At 73.0% G+C, this 16,193-nt stretch carries 16 protein-coding genes; 4 read left to right on the forward strand and 12 right to left on the reverse strand.

Going from position 1 to position 16,193, the window contains the following annotated elements:
* Positions 1-28: 28 nt before the first annotated feature.
* A complete protein-coding gene (locus ACWCRA_RS06470) occupies positions 29-1,012 on the forward strand; it encodes a phosphatase PAP2 family protein (RefSeq protein ID WP_351551939.1) in 984 nt (327 codons plus the stop codon).
* A 223-nt stretch (positions 1,013-1,235) separates the two neighbouring features.
* Here ACWCRA_RS06470 and ACWCRA_RS06475 read toward each other — a convergent pair whose 3' ends face one another.
* Entirely contained in the window at positions 1,236-1,451 is a 216-nt protein-coding gene (locus tag ACWCRA_RS06475; protein ID WP_351551942.1) for an I78 family peptidase inhibitor, read from the reverse strand.
* A 386-nt stretch (positions 1,452-1,837) separates the two neighbouring features.
* Here ACWCRA_RS06475 and ctaD point away from each other — a divergent pair, with 386 nt between their 5' ends.
* Entirely contained in the window at positions 1,838-3,571 is a 1,734-nt protein-coding gene (gene ctaD / locus ACWCRA_RS06480; RefSeq protein ID WP_451066946.1) for an aa3-type cytochrome oxidase subunit I, read from the forward strand.
* On the opposite strand, the gene ACWCRA_RS06485 is transcribed toward ctaD, so the two are convergent.
* On the reverse strand, positions 3,531-4,487 hold the full coding sequence (locus ACWCRA_RS06485; protein ID WP_451066947.1) for a helix-turn-helix transcriptional regulator: 957 nt from the start codon (positions 4,485-4,487) through the stop codon (positions 3,531-3,533). The two genes, ctaD and ACWCRA_RS06485, sit on opposite strands and share 41 nt — an antisense overlap.
* 74 nt (positions 4,488-4,561) lie before the next feature.
* Positions 4,562-5,839 carry a glycosyltransferase family 4 protein gene (locus ACWCRA_RS06490; protein WP_351551951.1) on the reverse strand — a complete coding sequence of 426 codons (1,278 nt, stop codon included), beginning with the start codon at positions 5,837-5,839 and terminating at the stop codon, positions 4,562-4,564.
* A gap of 712 nt (positions 5,840-6,551) precedes the next feature.
* On the opposite strand from ACWCRA_RS06490, the gene ACWCRA_RS06495 reads away from it, so the two are divergent.
* A complete protein-coding gene (locus ACWCRA_RS06495) occupies positions 6,552-7,376 on the forward strand; it encodes a hypothetical protein (protein WP_351551995.1) in 825 nt (274 codons plus the stop codon).
* A gap of 126 nt (positions 7,377-7,502) precedes the next feature.
* Positions 7,503-7,832: a hypothetical protein gene (locus ACWCRA_RS06500; RefSeq protein ID WP_351551954.1), complete on the forward strand. Its 330-nt coding sequence runs from the start codon at positions 7,503-7,505 to the stop codon at positions 7,830-7,832.
* Between the two features lie 93 nt (positions 7,833-7,925).
* Here ACWCRA_RS06500 and der read toward each other — a convergent pair whose 3' ends face one another.
* The 9 genes from der to pnuC form a co-directional block, all read right to left on the reverse strand.
* Positions 7,926-9,374 (reverse strand): ribosome biogenesis GTPase Der, encoded by a 1,449-nt coding sequence (der, locus tag ACWCRA_RS06505; protein WP_351551957.1) that lies wholly within the window; start codon positions 9,372-9,374, stop codon positions 7,926-7,928.
* A gap of 57 nt (positions 9,375-9,431) precedes the next feature.
* On the reverse strand, positions 9,432-10,025 hold the full coding sequence (locus ACWCRA_RS06510) for a lysophospholipid acyltransferase family protein (RefSeq protein WP_451066967.1): 594 nt from the start codon (positions 10,023-10,025) through the stop codon (positions 9,432-9,434).
* 53 nt (positions 10,026-10,078) lie between these two features.
* Positions 10,079-10,780: a (d)CMP kinase gene (gene cmk, locus ACWCRA_RS06515; protein ID WP_351551963.1), complete on the reverse strand. Its 702-nt coding sequence runs from the start codon at positions 10,778-10,780 to the stop codon at positions 10,079-10,081.
* 161 nt (positions 10,781-10,941) lie between these two features.
* On the reverse strand, positions 10,942-12,027 hold the full coding sequence (locus ACWCRA_RS06520) for a prephenate dehydrogenase (protein ID WP_351551966.1): 1,086 nt from the start codon (positions 12,025-12,027) through the stop codon (positions 10,942-10,944).
* Positions 12,024-12,386 (reverse strand): chorismate mutase, encoded by a 363-nt coding sequence (aroH, locus tag ACWCRA_RS06525; protein WP_351551969.1) that lies wholly within the window; start codon positions 12,384-12,386, stop codon positions 12,024-12,026. The genes ACWCRA_RS06520 and aroH overlap by 4 nt, the downstream gene beginning before the upstream one ends.
* A gap of 118 nt (positions 12,387-12,504) precedes the next feature.
* The gene (locus ACWCRA_RS06530; RefSeq protein WP_351551971.1) at positions 12,505-13,539 is read right to left on the reverse strand and encodes an ADP-ribosylglycohydrolase family protein; all 1,035 of its coding nucleotides are present in this window, start codon (positions 13,537-13,539) and stop codon (positions 12,505-12,507) included.
* The gene (locus ACWCRA_RS06535; RefSeq protein ID WP_351551973.1) at positions 13,536-14,330 is read right to left on the reverse strand and encodes an NUDIX hydrolase; all 795 of its coding nucleotides are present in this window, start codon (positions 14,328-14,330) and stop codon (positions 13,536-13,538) included. Before ACWCRA_RS06535 ends, ACWCRA_RS06530 begins: the two co-directional genes overlap by 4 nt.
* 56 nt (positions 14,331-14,386) lie before the next feature.
* Complete coding sequence (locus ACWCRA_RS06540; protein ID WP_451066948.1) at positions 14,387-15,484, reverse strand: AAA family ATPase; 1,098 nt, start codon at positions 15,482-15,484, stop codon at positions 14,387-14,389.
* A complete protein-coding gene (pnuC, locus tag ACWCRA_RS06545) occupies positions 15,481-16,149 on the reverse strand; it encodes a nicotinamide riboside transporter PnuC (protein WP_451066949.1) in 669 nt (222 codons plus the stop codon). Before pnuC ends, ACWCRA_RS06540 begins: the two co-directional genes overlap by 4 nt.
* Positions 16,150-16,193 lie beyond the last annotated feature (44 nt).

Below are 16,193 nucleotides of genomic sequence, written 5' to 3' on the forward strand. Positions count from 1 at the left end.
CACACTCACTCGCTGTAACGTCGATAGGGTGCGTACCGACATCTTCGCCCGCTTGGACCGAGAGCCGGAACCGCCGAAGATAGAGATCCCGCGGATGAGCCCGACTCGCCTCGCCCTCTTCGGCGGGACGTCGCTGTTCTATCTCGCCATCGTCGTCGCCGTGCTGGCGTCGACCTGGCTGGTGCTCATCGACTGGAAGATCGTGCTGTTCCGGCCGTATCAGCAGTGGCCCGAGCTGCACGCCTTTCTCGACTACTTCGTGGTGCTCGGCCAGCGCGGTCCCACGGCCGTGATGGTCGCCGCCTGGCTGGGCTGGCGCTCCTGGCGTCAGCACACCCTGCGGCCCCTGCTCGTACTCGGCGTGTCGCTGTTGCTGCTCAACACCACCGTGGGTGCGGTCAAGATCGGCCTCGGCCGGCTCGGCCCCCACTACGCCACCGAGATCGGCTCGACCGAGCTGTTCTCCGGCGGCGATATATTTCCGTCCGGGCACACCGCCAACGCGGTGGTGACCTGGGGAATCCTGGCCTATCTGGCGACCACGCCGAAGACCCGGCGCTATCTGTCGGCGCTCTCCGCGACGGTCTCGCTCGGGGTGGGGCTGACCACCGTCTACATCGGCACGCACTGGCTGAGCGATGTGCTGCTCGGCTGGGCGGCCGGGCTGCTGATCCTGCTGGGGCTGCCGTGGTGCGAGCCGCTGATCGGCCGAGCGGAGGCCTGGATTCTGGAGCGGCGCGAGCGGTGGCGGGCACGGCGGCGGCCGGCTGCCTCGCTGCCGGTGGCGACGGGCGGGCCGAGGCTCGCACCGGCCGTCGGGCCCCAGCGGGCGGCCCACGACGGTCCCGCCCGGGAGTCGGTGAGCGCCATGGGCGGCCGGGGGGTTCCGTCCGGCCGGACATCGGCGCAGCTCAACCCCTCACAGCTCAACCCCCCGGCGCCGCGCTCCGCGCGGTCCGAGCGCTCACCGGTCACCCCGTCGGGCGGCCGGGCGCCGTCGGGCGGCGGCTGACCGGCGCCGCTCCGCGCAGAGGCCCCGGTGTGGCCCCGGCCTCCGGGCCGGGGCCACACCGCTGTCCGGACCCGGGACCGGACAGCGGGACCGGACAGCGGTGTGGTCCCGACAGCGTGGTGGTCCCGACAGCGGACCCGGACCCCTGCGCCCGGACCCCTGCGCCCGGGCCCGGGCGGCCGGGGGCAAGCGGGCAGCGGCAAGCGGGCAGCGGCCCGGGCGCTCAGCCGGACCAGCAGCGGATCACCCGGTCGCCCTTCACCTCGAAGTTCAGCCGGCCCGCCAGATACTCCAGGGTGATGATCGCGCCCGGCGGCAGCGACCGGACGGTGGTCCAGCCGTGCTCCCGGGCCCGCCGCTCGGCGCTCTCGGCGGAGAGACCGACATAGGCCGCGGTGGCGTCGTCGGGATGGGCTCCTGAGCTGGGTGTGGATGCCATGCACCCCACCGTAGGCGGCAGCGGACGGTGACGGAAGCGGAGGGCCGGATGCCCTCCCACGGTTCTCCCGTCTCCCACCGGTCACGCTTCTGTCACAGGTCGTCCACGCGCGTCCGGCGCACAGTCCGTCACTCGAACGAGCCTTCCGACACCCTCCGCACGGTAATTCCCCATCCGCCGGCGGTGTTGCAGAATTCCCCCGGGATTTGACCGGCCCGAGTGCCGGGGGGCGAATTGACGCCCCGTTCGGCGAGCTGTTCGGCGCACCGTTCGGTGAGTCGTTCGACGAACCCTGAAGAATTCACGGCTTCCTTACAGAATCCCCTCGGCCCCCTCGGGAACGGGCGGGGTCAACCGAGGCGGCGGTCCACGGCGAGGGGGCAGGGATGGGTACGGAGACCGAGTCCGCGACGGTCCGGCGGGAGCCGGTACGGGAACGGCGGGCGGCGCGCGTACTGGTGGAGTGGCTCAGTACCACCGATCACAAGAAGATCGGACATCTCTATCTGATCACCTCGTTCGGATTCTTTCTGATCGCCGGTCTCATGGCGCTGCTGATGCGCGCCGAACTGGCCCGCCCCGGACTTCAGCTCATCAGCAATGAACAGTTCAACCAGGCGTTCACCCTGCATGGCACGATCATGCTGCTGCTCTTCGCCACCCCGGCCTTCGCCGGGTTCGCCAATGCGGTCATGCCGCTCCAGATCGGCTCTCCGGATGTGGCCTTCCCCCGGCTGAACGCGCTCTCGTACTGGCTCTATCTCCTCGGCGGACTGATCGTCCTCGGCTCGCTGCTCACCCCGGGCGGCCCGGCGTCCTTCGGCTGGTTCGCCTACGCGCCGCTCAACTCGGCGGAGCGCTCCCCCGGGGTCGGCGCGGATCTGTGGATCATGGGTCTGGCGCTGGCGGGCTTCGGCACGATCCTCGGCGCGGTCAACTTCATCACCACCATCGTGGGGATGCGCGCGCCGGGGATGACGATGTTCCGGCTGCCGATCTTCACCTGGAACGTCCTCTTCACCTCGATCCTGGTGCTCTTCGCCTTCCCGGTGCTGGCGGCGGCGCTGCTGGTCCTGGAGGCGGACCGGAGGTTCGGGGCGGTGGTCTTCCAGGCCTCCAGCGGCGGGGCCCTGCTCTGGCAGCATCTGTTCTGGTTCTTCGGTCACCCGGAGGTCTATGTCATCGCGCTGCCGTTCTTCGGGATCGTGACCGAGATCCTGCCGGTCTTCTCCCGCAAGCCGGTCTTCGGCTATCTGACGCTCGTGGGCGCGACCATGGCCATCACCGGACTCTCCGTGGTGGTGTGGGCCCACCACATGTTCGCCACCGGGGCGGTGCTGCTGCCCTTCTTCTCCTTCGTGTCGTTTCTGATCGCGGTGCCGACGGGGGTGAAGTTCTTCAACTGGTCGGGCACGATGCTCCGGGGATCGCTCTCCTTCGAGACGCCGATGCTCTGGTCCGTGGGATTTCTGGTGTCGTTCCTCCTCGGCGGGCTGACCGGGGTGATCCTGGCCTCGCCGCCGCTGGACTTCCATGTCACCGACTCGTACTTCGTGGTGGCCCACTTCCACTACGTGGTCTTCGGCACGGTGGTCTTCGCGACCTTCGCGGGCTTCTCCTTCTGGTGGCCCAAGTTCACCGGGAAAATGCTCGACGAACGGCTCGGCAAGATCCACTTCTGGACCCTCTTCATCGGCTTCCACACCACATTCCTGGTCCAGCACTGGCTGGGGGCGGAGGGCATGCCGAGGCGGTACGCCGACTATCTGGCGGCCGACGGGTTCACCGCGCTCAACACCGTCTCGACCATCGGCTCCTTTCTGCTGGGGATCTCGACCCTGCCGTTCCTCTACAACGTCTGGAAGACCGCGAAGTACGGCAGGAAAGTGGAGCTCGACGATCCCTGGGGATTCGGACGCTCGCTCGAATGGGCGACCTCGTGCCCGCCGCCCCGGCACAACTTCCGCACCCTGCCGAGAATCCGCTCGGAGTCCCCGGCGTTCGATCTGCACCATCCGGAGTTCCCGGCCCTGGCGCGGGCGGGGGCGGGCGGGGCCGGAGCACCGGCGCCGGGGCCCGTCAGTCCAGGGCCCGGGAGAGACGGTCCCGGGCGGCCCTGAGGTGCTCGGTCAGCTCGGGGGGCTCGACGACCTCGAAGTCGACGCCCATGAGCAGCACATGGATGACCAGGACGTCCATGCTGGTCGCGCCCGTGCGCAGCAGACAGCTGTGCTCGTCGACCGGTTCGAGCACCCCGTCCGCCGGGCCGACGAACCGGGCCGCCTCCGGCGCCGGGAGCGCCAGCCGCAGCACCGCGCGGGCCGTGTAGGCGTGGGTGGAGACCCCCCGGGAGACATACTCGGCGAGATCGCCGGCGGGCGGGGTGCGCGGGGTGAAGCGCGGGCCGTGCGGGGGCACCGGGGTGATCCGGTCCACCCGGAAGGTGCGCCAGCCGGCCCGGTCGAGGTCCCAGGCGACGAGGTACCAGCGGTTCTCGGTGCAGACCAGCCGGAGCGGCTCCGCCGAGCGGCGGGATTCACCGCCCTCGTGGTCGCGGTAGGAGAAGCGGAGCCGCTCGTTGTCGCGGCAGGCGCCTGCCAGCTCGGTGAGGACGGAGGCGTCGGCCCGGGCGCCCGGTGTCCTCAGCATCGGCACGGTGAAGGCGTTGAGCGCGCTCACCCGCCGCCGCAGCCGGTCCGGCAGCACCTGCTCCAGCTTGGCCAGAGCGCGTACGGAGGTCTCGCCGATGCCCTCGATGCCGTGACCGGCCGCGGTCCGCAGCCCCACGGCGACGGCGACGGCCTCCTCGTCGTCCAGCAGCAGCGGGGGCAGTTCGGCGCCCGCGCCGAGCCGGTAGCCGCCGCCGGTGCCGGGAGTGGCGTTCACGGGGTAGCCGAGTTCACGGAGCCGGTCGACATCACGGCGCACGGTCCGGGCCGTGACCCCGAGCCGCCGGGCGAGGTCGGGGCCCGACCACTCGCGGTGGGCCTGGAGCAGCGAGAGCAGGCGCAGCAGCCGCGCGGAGGTGTCCAGCATGGGCGCAAGTCTGCCAGCGCCCGCGGACGGCGATGTTCCTCGATCCCCGGGCCGGGGACCGGGGAACCAGGGGCTCAGCGCCGGCCGCGGATCACCCGGGCGGCGAGATAGCGCAGCGCGTACAGCCCGTCGAAGAGGGTGCCGCGGACCTGGAAGAGGGTGTCCCGCAGGGTGCTGCGCGCACCGGCGCTCCCGGCGCGGGCGGCGGCCAGCCCGTCGAAGAGGGCCTCGTGACGGGCGGCGACCGTCGCCGGGTCGAAGCGCTCGGCGGCGGCGCGGGCCGCCGTGCCGGTCCGCCGGCGCAGCTCGTCGTCCTCGATCAGCTCCAGGAGCGCGCGGGCGACCGCGCCGCTGTCGCCGACCGGCACCAGCCGGCCGTCCACCCCGTCCTCGATGATCTCGCGCGGTCCGTGCGGGCAGTCCGTGGAGACGACGGGCAGTCCGCACCGCATCGCCTCGACGATGGTCATCCCGAAGGACTCCCGGGCCGAGGTGACGGCGGCGATGGAACCCTTCACCCACTCCTTCTCCAGCGGGTCGGCGTTGCCCATCAGCTCGACGTGCTTCTCCAGACCGTGCCGCTCGATCAGCGCCGTCAGGGCGGAGCGCTCGTCGCCGGTCCGGTCGGCGCTGCCGTAGATGCGCAGCTGCCAGTCGGGGCGGCGGGCGGCCACCTCGGCGAACGCCTCCACCAGGACGTCGTACCGCTTCACCCGGGTGAGCCGGCCCGCGGCGACCACGAAACGGGCGGTGCCGTCGGCGGGGGGTACGGAGGGGGCGGGGACGCTGTTGGGCACGGCGTCGATCCGCAGCCCGGGCAGGCCGAGCCTCCGGTAGGCGTCGGCGTCCGCCTCGGTGACCGTGGTGAGGGCGTCGAGCAGCGGGTAGCGGTAGCCGATCTCCCGGCGCAGCCGGTAGCCGTGGCTGTCCAGCGTGAGGTGCTCCTGCCCGACCCGCAGCGGGCCGGGCCGGGTCTGGCGGGCGATATGGACGTTGAGCCCGGGGCGGGTGCCGATGACGACATCGGCGTCGACGGAGCCGAGGTGGGCGCCGATCCGGGCGTCGGTGAGCCGGCTGTACTGCCGGTGGCGGCCGTCACCGCGCGGGAAGACCTTCGCGGGCCGGGTGTAGTCGGGGTGGTCCCCGTCGTACCCGGGGCTCTTCTTCCGCAGATCCACCAGATGCCTCAGGGTGACGCCCGCCGGGGCCCCCATGATCGGGGTCTCGCGGTGGCGGAAGACGGAGACGATCTCCACCTCGTGCCGGCGGGAGAGTTCCTGGGCCAGGTTGAAGGTGGTGCGGATGGTGCCCCCGATTCCGTAGGCGTTGTGGAGCAGAAAGGAGATGCGCATGCGCGGTGGTGTCCGTTCCCCCGGGGCGAGTGTGTGTGGTCAGGGAGGGACTTTACTGATGGGGCGGGAGTGGCCGGAAATCACCGGAGCCCCCCGTGGGATACCTCTCGGCCGGGAACCCGCGTCCCCCGACCCACCTGCGAACCCGCTCCCGCCCCGGAGCTGCCTCCGGGAGGCGCCCCCGGACAGGCTGGGTTGTTCAGCCCCGCCGACGACTGAGCCGCACCCCTCAGCCCCTCCGGCGAGCATCTCAGCCCCGCCGGTGAGCCGGGGCACGAAATCCTGCCCCTCCGGCCCTTGGGCAACACCCATGGAGCCCCGCCGACGATCGAGGCGCACCACTCCAGCCCCTCCGGCGATTGAGGAGCGGGGGCTCGGGGGCTGGCCCCCGACCGTGGCCCGCACGATGCGGGGTCCTGTCGCACAGGGTCCGTCCTCAATCGCCGGACAGGCTTGGTTTGCTCGGGTCGCCCGTGGCACAGGGTCCGTCCTCAATCTCCCCCAGAGCTGCCTCCGGGAGGCGCCCCCGGGCAGGCTGGATCTTTCAGCCCCGCCGGCGATTGAGGCGCGGGGGCTCGCTCGGGAGGCCCGGGGCGAGGGATTCCGTTCCGCTCCGGGCGTGACCCCGGCACACACCCACCCGTTGAACCCTTTATGAGCCGGGATTCCCCCGACCCACAAGACCAAGCCCGAGGAGCCACCCGTGCCGCGCATGCTCGACGTCAGCGAGGACGTACGCGCCGAGATCGGTGACCAGGAAGCCGACCGGCTGCTCGCCGGCGAGAACGCCCCGGGGAGCTATGACTGCACCTCCTGCCGCACCCCGGGCGACACCGAGCAGGAGCGCACCAGCACCGTGCTGTTCGTCGGCGAGGAGACCGCCGTTCTCGCCTTCGCCCACGCCACCTGCATCCCCTCCCAGGTGGTCCAGGTCGCCGAATCGGAGCTCCAGGGCGCCGTGCGGTCGATCACCGGCGACCGCCCCGCCGCCCCCGCCCCCGCCCTCACCTCCCCCGGCGTGCCCGGTGGCGGCGGCTCCGGCCCCGACCCGGCGCCCGGCCAGGCGGTGCTGGGCGTCACCAGCGGGCTGATCCTGCTGGGCGGCGACCTCCACCCGGCACTGGTGGTGGAGCCGACCGCGCCCATCGCCCGCCCCGGCACCACCGGCGAGGGCGGGGACGACTTCCTCACCCTCCTCATCGAGCAGGGCTTCGGCCCGGTCCACGATGTGAACCGGCCGCCCGCCCCGCTCCCCGGCTGGTCCGTGCTGCTCGCCATGGGCCGGCTGCACGCGGTGCTCCAGCCCGGCACCGGCGGCGGCAGCCCGGTCGCCTGGTGGCAGGCCCACCACCCGCTCCAGGTCACCGACGGCTGGCGGACCGCGGCCAACAAGTCCCACACGGTGCTGGTGTACGCGGCCCCGGTCGGCTCGATCGGCCAGCAGCCCCGCGAGGACCTGCTGCGGGACGCGCTGGAGAAGGCGGCGGCGGGAGGCAGGCTGGTGGCGGCGGCGATGCCGCTCGCGGGCACCTCCTGACAGCCCCGCGCTCCCCGCGCACGGCGCCCCGCTCCCGGAACATCTGTCCCGGGAGCGGGTGACCCCGGGACACTTCCGCGCGGACCGGGACAGTGACGGGCGGGGGGCATGGGTCGTTGCAGGTACGTGCACTCATACGACCCGACCCGCCAGCAGTACCCGACCCAGATCCCCTCGATGCGCCCCGCGCACGAGATCTCCCCCGTCTCCCCCACCCCCATCTACGACACGCTGTGCGCCGAGTACCGCCGGGCGTTCCGCGCCCTGCCCGGAGACCGGAGCGGCGAGGAGGACCTCGGCTTCCGGGACTTCGGTCTGGGGCTCGGCGGCAGCCGGGGGTACGGAACCGCCGCCCACACCTCCTATCCGGGCATGGGCTGGCAGCCCTACCCCGCCCCCCGGGCCTATGTGGGCCACCACCCGGCAGCGCTGCCCCCGGCCCGCCGCGGCATCTGAGCCCCCCGGGCCCGGCACACAGCAGGGCGCTGCCCCGCACCGGATGCGTTCCGGTCCGGGGCAGCGCCCTGCTGTGCGGTGGCTCCGCGCGGACTACTTGTTGCGCCCGCGCTTCTCCCGTACACGCACCGAGATGTGGATCGGGGTGCCCTCGAAGCCGAACTCCTCGCGCAGCCTGCGCTCCACGAAGCGGCGGTAGCCGTGCTCCAGGAAGCCGGAGGAGAAGAGCACGAACCGCGGCGGCTTGGTGCCCGCCTGGGTGCCGAAGAGGATACGGGGCTGCTTGCCGCCCCTGACCGGGTGCGGGTTCGAGGCGACGATCTCGCCGAGGAAGGAGTTGAGCCGGCCGGTGGGCACCCGGGTCTCCCAGCCCTCCAGCGCGGTCGTGATCGCCGGAACCAGCTTCTCCATGTGCCGGCCGGTGAGCGCCGAGACATTGACCCGGGGGGCCCAGGCGATCTGGGCCAGCTCGGTCTCGATCTCGCGCTCCAGGTAGTAGCGCCGCTCCTCATCGAGCGTGTCCCACTTGTTGAAGGCGACGACGATGGCCCGGCCCGCCTCCACCGCCATGGTGATGATCCGCTGGTCCTGGACGCTGATGGACTCGCTGGCGTCGATCAGGATGACCGCGACCTCGGCCTTCTCCACGGCGGCGGCGGTCCGCAGCGAGGCGTAGTAGTCCGCGCCCTCCTGGAGGTGGACCCGGCGGCGGATGCCGGCGGTGTCGACGAACTTCCAGGTGACGCCGCCCAGCTCGATCAGCTCGTCGACCGGGTCGCGCGTGGTGCCCGCCATCTCGTTGACGACGACGCGCTCCTCGTTGGCCACCTTGTTCAGCAGCGAGGACTTGCCGACGTTCGGGCGGCCGATCAGGGCGATGCGGCGCGGTCCGCCGACCGCGGTGCCGAAGGTCTGGGCGGGGGCCTCGGGCAGGGCCTCCAGGACGGCGTCAAGCATGTCGCCCGTGCCCCGGCCGTGGAGGGAGGAGACCGGGTGCGGCTCGCCGAGGCCGAGGGACCACAGCGCGGTGGCGTCCGCCTCGCCGCTGGGGCCGTCGACCTTGTTGGCGCAGAGCACCACGGGCTTCCCGGCCCGGCGCAGCAGCCGGACGACGGCCTCGTCGGTGTCGGTGGCGCCGACGGTGGAGTCGACGACGAAGACGACCGCGTCGGCGGCCTCGATCGCGTACTCCGCCTGGGCGGCGACGGAGGCGTCGATCCCGAGGACGTCCTGCTCCCAGCCGCCGGTGTCGACGACCTTGAAGCGGCGGCCCGCCCACTCGGCCTCGTAGGTGACCCGGTCGCGGGTGACGCCCGGCTTGTCCTCCACCACGGCCTCACGGCGGCCGATGATGCGGTTCACCAGGGTCGATTTGCCGACATTGGGGCGGCCGACGACGGCGAGGACGGGCAGCGGGCCGTGACCGGCCTCGCCGATCGCGTCCTCGACCTCCTCGGCGTCGAAGCCCTCTTCCGCGGCGAGCTCCATGAACTCCGTGTACTCGGCATCGCCAAGCGCTCCGTGGTCGTGCTGGTCGTTCATGAAGTCCGTTCCTCGATCGTCAACCGGGTCACGTGTGAGTGACCCACTGCTCAAGTCTTACCCGGGGCGCCCGGTCAGGCGCCTGGCGTTTTCCAGATGGGCGGTCAGCCGCTGCTGGATGCGCACGGTCGCGTCGTCCAGCGCCGTACGTGTACGGCGGCCACTGCCGTCCCCCGCGTCGAAGGCCTCGCCGAAGACCACGTCCACCCGGCCGCGCAGCGGGGGCAGCGCCTTGAACAACCGTCCGGGGCGCTCACCGCTTCCCAGCACCGCCACCGGGACGATCGGGGCGCCGGAGCGTACCGCGAAGTACGCGAGACCGGCACGGAGCGAGGCGAAGTCCCCCTCGCCCCGGGTGCCCTCGGGGAAGATCCCGAGGACTCCGCCGTTCTCCAGCACGCCGAGCGCGCCGGTGACGGCCGCGCGGTCGGTGCCGGAGCGGTCGACCTTCAGCTGGCCGATGCCCAGCAGAAACGGGTCGAGCGGGCCGATGAACGCCTCTTTCTTGATCAGAAAGTGCACCGGCCTGGGGGCGGTGCCCATCAGCATGGGCCCGTCCACCATGTGGGAGTGGTTGACGGCGAGGATCACGGGCCCGGCGGAGGGGACCCGCCAGGCGCCGAGGACCCGGGGCCGCCAGAGCCCGTACATCAGTCCGATGCCGATACGGCGCCCGGCCGCCGCGCCCCGCGCGGAGGGAGCGGTCACTTGACCGCCCGGGTCCGGGCGGCGTCCCGCTTCTCGCGCACCAGGGTCACCACGCACTCGATGACCTGCTGGAGGGTGAGGTCCGTGGTGTCCACCTCGACGGCGTCCGCGGCCTTGGCGAGGGGGGAGGTCTTACGGCTGGAGTCGGCCGCGTCCCGCTTGATCAGGGCCTCGCGGGTCGCCGCGACATCGGCGCCCTTCAGCTCCCCGCTGCGGCGGGCGGCGCGGGCCTCGGCGGAGGCGGTCAGGAAGATCTTGAGGTCGGCGTCGGGGAGGACGGTGGTGCCGATGTCCCGGCCCTCCACCACGATGCCGCCCTCGGCGGAGGCCGCGATGGCGCGCTGGAGATCGGTGATCCGGGTGCGCACCTCGGGGACCGCGCTGACGGCGCTGACCTTGGAGCTGACCTCCGGGGTGCGGATCGGGCCCGCGGCGTCCACACCGTCGACGGTGATCGTCGGGTCGGCGGGGTCGGTGCCCGAGACGATGGCCGGCTTGCCGGCGGCCAGCGCGATCTCGGCCGGGTCGGCGACGTCGACACCGTTGGTCACCATCCACCAGGTGATCGCCCGGTACTGCGCGCCCGTGTCCAGATAGCGCAGCCCCAGAGCGGCGGCCACGGCCCTGGACGTGCTCGACTTGCCCGTGCCGGCGGGGCCGTCGATGGCGACGATCACGGAATCCACGGTGGCGGACACCTTTCCTGAGGTGAGGAGAGGGCCAGGCGGAAGTGCGGTGGGCCCCGACCAAGGTTACCGATTGCCGGGACCCGTCACGGACACCTGTGCGGCGGCCCGCCGTCCGGGGGCGCGGGGCCGCCGCCCGCCGTCACGGTGTGTGACCAGCCGCGCCCGCCGCGCTACTGCCGGATCGACCAGCCCCGCTCCCGCAGCGCCGCCGCCAGCGCCCCGGCGGCGGCGGGCTCGACCATGAGCTGGACCAGACCGGCCTGCTGGCCGGTGGCGTGGTCGATGCGGACGTCCTCGATGTTGACGCCCGCGCGGTCCGCGTCCGCGAAGATCCGCGCCAGCTCGCCGGGCCGGTCGCTGATGAGCACCCCGACGACCTCGTACGCGGCCGGCGCGGTGCCGTGCTTGCCGGGGACCCTGGCCCGTCCGGCGTTGCCCCGCAGCAGGACGTCGGCGATGCTCTCCGCCCCGCTCTCCCGCTTGGCCTCGTCCGACGACTGGAGCGCGCGCAGCGCCTGGACGGTCTCCTCCAGATCGGCGGCGATCCCGGCGAGCGTGTCGGCCACGGGCCCGGGGTTGGCGGCCAGGATGTCGATCCACATGGCCGGGTCGGACGCCGCGATCCGGGTGACATCGCGGATGCCCTGGCCGCAGAGGCGCACCGCCGTCTCGTCGGCCTCCTCCAGCCGGGCCGCGACCATGGAGGAGACGAGCTGGGGGGTGTGTGAGACCAGCGCCACAGCGCGGTCGTGGGCGTCGGCGTCCATCACCACGGGAACGGCGCGGCAGAGCGCCACCAGTTCCAGGGCGAGATTGAGGACCTCGGTGTCCGTGGCGGACGTGGGGGTGAGCACCCAGGGCCGTCCCTCGAAGAGGTCGGCGGTGGCCGCGAGCGGTCCCGAGCGCTCCTTGCCGGACATGGGGTGCGTACCGATGTAGGAGGAGAGGTCCAGGGAGAGCGCCTCCAGCTCGCGCCGGGGCCCGCCCTTGACGCTGGCGACGTCGAGGTAGCCCCGGGCTGCGCCGTCCCGCATGGCGCCGGCGAGCGCGGAGGCGGTGTACGCGGGGGGTACGGCGATGATCGCCAGGTCCACCGGCCCCTCGGGCGCCTCGTCGGTGCCGGCCCCGAGCGCGGCGGCGGTCGCGGCCCGCTCGGGGTCGTGGTCGCGGAGGTGGACGGCGACCCCCCGGCCCGCGAGGGCGAGGGCGGCCGAGGTGCCGATCAGGCCGGTTCCGATGACGAGGGCGGTTCTCACTGGGCGATGTCCTTGCGGAGAGCGGCGGCGGCGCCGAGGTACACATGGGTGATCTCGGCGCGGTCGAGCGGGGACTCGACATGGGCGAGGACCCGGACGACCCGGGGCATCGCGCCCCGGACCTCCATCTCCTGGGCGCAGATCAGGGGCACGTCGACGATGCCGAGGCCGCGGGCGGCGGCGGCCGGGAAGGCGCTGTGCAGATCGGGTGTGGCGGTGAACCAGACGCTGATCAGATCGTCGGCGATCAGCGCGTTCCGCTCCAGGACGGCGGTGAGCAGCGCGCCGACCCGCTCCTCCATGTGCCCGGCGTCGTCCCGGTCGAGCTGGACGGCTCCTCGGACCGCTCGTACCGCCACGGTGTGCTCCTTGTCCGGTGTGTCTCGGGTGCTCCGTTCAGGGTAGTCAGCCGGACGGCGGGGTGCGTCCCCCGGCCGCCTCCGGGAGAGGCGGCGGCCGGGGGCGTCGCGGGCCGGGTCAGGAGTCCCAGAGCGCGCCCAGGGACATCAGATCGCTGCGGTACTCGATGCGCTCCGCCCACTCCTTGGGCCAGGCCGCCGCGCCGAGGTGGGCCCCGGCGAAGGCCCCGGCGAGCGCGGCGATGGAGTCCGAGTCGCCCCGGGTGCAGGCGGCCCGGCGCAGCGCCGTCACCGGCTCCTCGGGGAAGAGCAGGAAGCACTGGAGCGCGGTGGCCAGGGCCTCCTCGGCGATCCAGCCGTCGCCGGTGGTCAGGCAGGGATCGGTCTCCGCGCCGGCGGTGCGCAGGGCCGTCGTCAGCCGGTCCAGGGCGGCCAGGCACTCGTCCCAGCCCCGGGAGATGAACGCCTGGGGGCTGGGGTCGTGCGCGCGGGTCCACAGGTCGCCGAGCCAGCGCTCGTGGTAGCGGGAGCGGTTCTCGTACGCGTAGGAGCGCAGCCGTCCCACCAGCCCCAGCGGCTCGGTGCCCTGGGCCAGCAGATGGACGGCGCGGGCGGTGAGGTCGCTGGCGGCCAGCGCGGTGGGGTGGCCGTGGGTCAGCGCCGCCTGGAGCTGGGCGGCTCCGGCCCGCTGCTCGTCGCTGAGCCCGGGGACGAGCCCGACGGGGGCGACCCGCATATTGGCGCCGCAGCCCTTGGAGCCGATCCGGCTGGCCTCGGTCCACGGCAGCCGTTCGTCGTCCAGCAGCCGGCAGGCGGTCATGCAGGTGCGGCCGGGGGCGCGGTTGTTCTCCGGGGAGTGGTACCAGACGGTGAACTCCTCCCGCAGCGGCCGGGTGAGCCGGGACGCGACCAGCAGGCCCCGGTCCATGGCGGTGCGGATGCCGCGCGCCACCGCGATGGTCATCTGGGTGTCGTCGGTGACGTACGCGGGGGCGGGCAGCTCCATCCGCCGCCACGGACCGCACTTGGCGAGGATCTGGGGCACGTCGTTGAACTCGGTGGGGAATCCGAGGGCGTCACCGAGGGCCAGCCCGATCAGCGAGCCGGTGGCGGCCTGCTTGGTGACGGTCCTCGGGGTCCTGAGCGTGGTCATGGCTGCCGTCCTTCCGGTCGCAGAAGAGGGGGGTGCAGCAGGGCCGCGGCACCCGCCCGGTAGAGCGCGGCGGGTTTCCCCCGGCCGCCGGTGCGGCGCGGCGGGGCCTCGACGGCTTCCACGAAGCCGGGTGTGGCGAGGACTTTCCGCCGGAAGTTGGGCCGGTCCAGTTCGACGCCCCAGACGGTCTCGTACACCGTCTGGAGCTCTCCGAGGGTGAACTCGGCCGGGCAGAAGCCGGTGGCCAGACCGGTGTACTCCAGCTTGGAGCGGACCCGGTCGTGGGCGTCGGCGAGGATGCGGTCGTGGTCGAAGGCGAGCGGTCCCGCGGCGGCGCGCTCCACCCACTGGGCGTGGGCGGCGTCCCCGCCGCCGCGCGGTTCGGGGAGGTCGGGCAGGAGGGCGGTGTAGGCGACGGAGACGACACGCATCCTCGGGTCGCGGCCGGGTTCGCTGTAGGTCCGCAGCTGTTCGAGGTGGAGGTCGCGGACGGTGTCCCGGGAGAGCCCGGTCTCCTCGGCCAGTTCACGGCGGGCGGCGGCCCCGGCGGACTCCTCGGGCCGGACGAAGCCGCCCGGGAGCGCCCAGGCGCCCCGGTAGGGGGCTTCGCCGCGCCGTACGAGCAGGACGTGCAGCCGCGAGGCGCGGACGGTGAGGACGGCGAGGTCGACGGTGACGGCGAAGGCCGGGAAGGCCCTGGGGTCGTACGCCTCGTCGTGCTCCTCGGCGCGCCCGCCGGGACGCTCGCCGGCGTCCGGGTCGTTGCCGCTGTCCTGGACGGGGTGGTGCATCAAGGGCTCTCCGGTGGTCGGGCGGAGTGAGCGGGGGAACGGTGCGCCGGCCGGTGTCAGCGGTGGCGCTCGGTGGCGGTGCGGTCGGGGAGGGGGTCGGCGAGGTGCCAGCCCTCGGCCAGCAGGGCGTCCACGGCGGCGACGGCGGTGGCGAGCCGCTGTTCGTGCGGGCCGCGCAGCCGGACGGCGCGCCGCCCGGTGCGGGCCAGTTCGGCGGCGAACCGGCGGGTCATCCAGGGCCGCAGATGCTCCCCGTCGCGCAGTCCGTCGTCCTCGAAGGGGACGCCCTCGTCGTCGGTGAGCAGCCACAGGTGCTGCCGGCCGAGGGCGGCGATCCGGGCGACCTCCTCGTGGGGGCCGCCGAGATAGCGCTCGTGCCAGATGGTGGTGGCGAAGGCGTCGGTGTCGCAGAAGAGCACCGGGGAGCCGGTCCGCGCGGCCTCCTCCTCCCGCTCGGCCTGCCGGCGGGCGATCAGCGGGAACTCGTCCGAGGAGAAGGCGACCTCGCTCCACGGGGCGCCGGGGCGCTCGGCGCGCAGCCGGGCCAGTTTCCGTTCGCTGAACTCCCGTCCGTACTCCGCCGCGCAGCGGGTCCTGGCCCACACCCCGCCGCGCCGGCGGTAGTGGCCGGCCAGCGCGAGCGCCATGGTGGTGGTGCCGGTGGACTCGGCGCCGAGGACGACGACCCGCCGGGCCAGCGCGGCGCGCACGGGGGCGCGCAGAAAGTCCCAGGAGCCGGGCGGGTCCGCGCGGACGGCGGTGCCGGAGACGGGGAAGAGGGTGCGGCCGGGGTCGACGCAGACGGATTCCGCGCCGAAGCGGCGGCCCAGTTCAGCGCCGTACCGCTCGGAGGTGAAGACGGCGTCGACGGGTTCGGGGACAGCGGCCCGGAAGACGGCCATGTGCGCGTCCCAGACGGCCGGGTCGCCGGTGTCCATGGGGATGTCGTCCACGGTGCCCACCACCCGGACGTCCGGGTGCACTTCGCGCATCCACGCGACCCGGTCGGCGAGCGGGATGGACTCCACGGAGGCGGCGCAGACCAGGACGGTGAGCCGCTCGCAGCGGTCGGCCGCGGTGGCGACCAGATGGTGGTGGCCGGCGTGCGGGGGATAGAACTTCCCGAGGACCAGTCCGTGCCGGTGGCGTCTCACGCGGCCGCCTCCGCGGGTGCCGGGCGGGCGGAGCCGGCCGCGCCGGCGCCGGGGTCGCGGGACCAGTTGCGCAGTCCGGCCACGCAGAGCACGAGGAACCCGGCGTACAGCAGCGAGGTCAGATAGAGGTCCTTGTGCGCGTAGAGCGGGATGTGGACCACGTCGGCGGCGATCCACAGCCACCAGGACTCCAGCCGTTTGCGGCACTGCCCGTAGGTCGCCATCAGCGACAGGGCGGTGGTGAGCGCGTCCCAGAAGGGGACGGTGGAGTCGGTCGCGCGGTCGAGGAGGAGGGTGAGGAGCGCCGTCCCCGCCACCCCCGCCGCGATCAGCCAGATCCACTCGGTGCGCGAGGTGCGGCGCACCGGGAGAACCGTGGAGCCTGGGCCACCCCCGTGGGTCCAGGTCCACCAGCCGAAGGCGGCGAGGGTGATGAAGACGGCCTGAAGGCCCGCGTCCGCGTACAGGCCGGCCTGGGTGAAGAGAAGGATGAAGAAGAGGTTGTTGGCGATGCCGATGGGCCAGTTGGCGGTGTGCTGACGGGCGACGAGCCAGACACAGAGCGCGCCGCTGCCGAATCCGAGCACCTCGGTCCAGCTCACCGGTGTGCCGAGCACGGTGAACAGCGGCTGTCGCAGTGGGTCCAGCATGTTCGCGAGACTCATCCCCGCCCCCCTTAATGGTCAACTTGACTATAAATGCTGGAGGG

The sequence above is a fragment of the Streptomyces sp. NPDC001889 genome (genome assembly GCF_053594535.1).

Bases quoted from the DNA above. Each gene is read 5' to 3' on its own strand.
- ACWCRA_RS06475 (WP_351551942.1), bottom strand. From the start codon at position 1,451: ATGGCATCCACACCCAGCTCAGGAGCCCATCCCGACGACGCCACCGCG.
- ctaD (WP_451066946.1), top strand. From the start codon at position 1,838: ATGGGTACGGAGACCGAGTCCGCGACGGTCCGGCGGGAGCCGGTACGG.
- ACWCRA_RS06485 (WP_451066947.1), bottom strand. From the start codon at position 4,487: ATGCTGGACACCTCCGCGCGGCTGCTGCGCCTGCTCTCGCTGCTCCAG.
- ACWCRA_RS06490 (WP_351551951.1), bottom strand. From the start codon at position 5,839: ATGCGCATCTCCTTTCTGCTCCACAACGCCTACGGAATCGGGGGCACC.
- ACWCRA_RS06495 (WP_351551995.1), top strand. From the start codon at position 6,552: ATGCTCGACGTCAGCGAGGACGTACGCGCCGAGATCGGTGACCAGGAA.
- der (WP_351551957.1), bottom strand. From the start codon at position 9,374: ATGAACGACCAGCACGACCACGGAGCGCTTGGCGATGCCGAGTACACG.
- ACWCRA_RS06510 (WP_451066967.1), bottom strand. From the start codon at position 10,025: ATGTACGGGCTCTGGCGGCCCCGGGTCCTCGGCGCCTGGCGGGTCCCC.
- ACWCRA_RS06530 (WP_351551971.1), bottom strand. From the start codon at position 13,539: ATGACCACGCTCAGGACCCCGAGGACCGTCACCAAGCAGGCCGCCACC.
- ACWCRA_RS06535 (WP_351551973.1), bottom strand. From the start codon at position 14,330: ATGCACCACCCCGTCCAGGACAGCGGCAACGACCCGGACGCCGGCGAG.
- pnuC (WP_451066949.1), bottom strand. From the start codon at position 16,149: ATGAGTCTCGCGAACATGCTGGACCCACTGCGACAGCCGCTGTTCACC.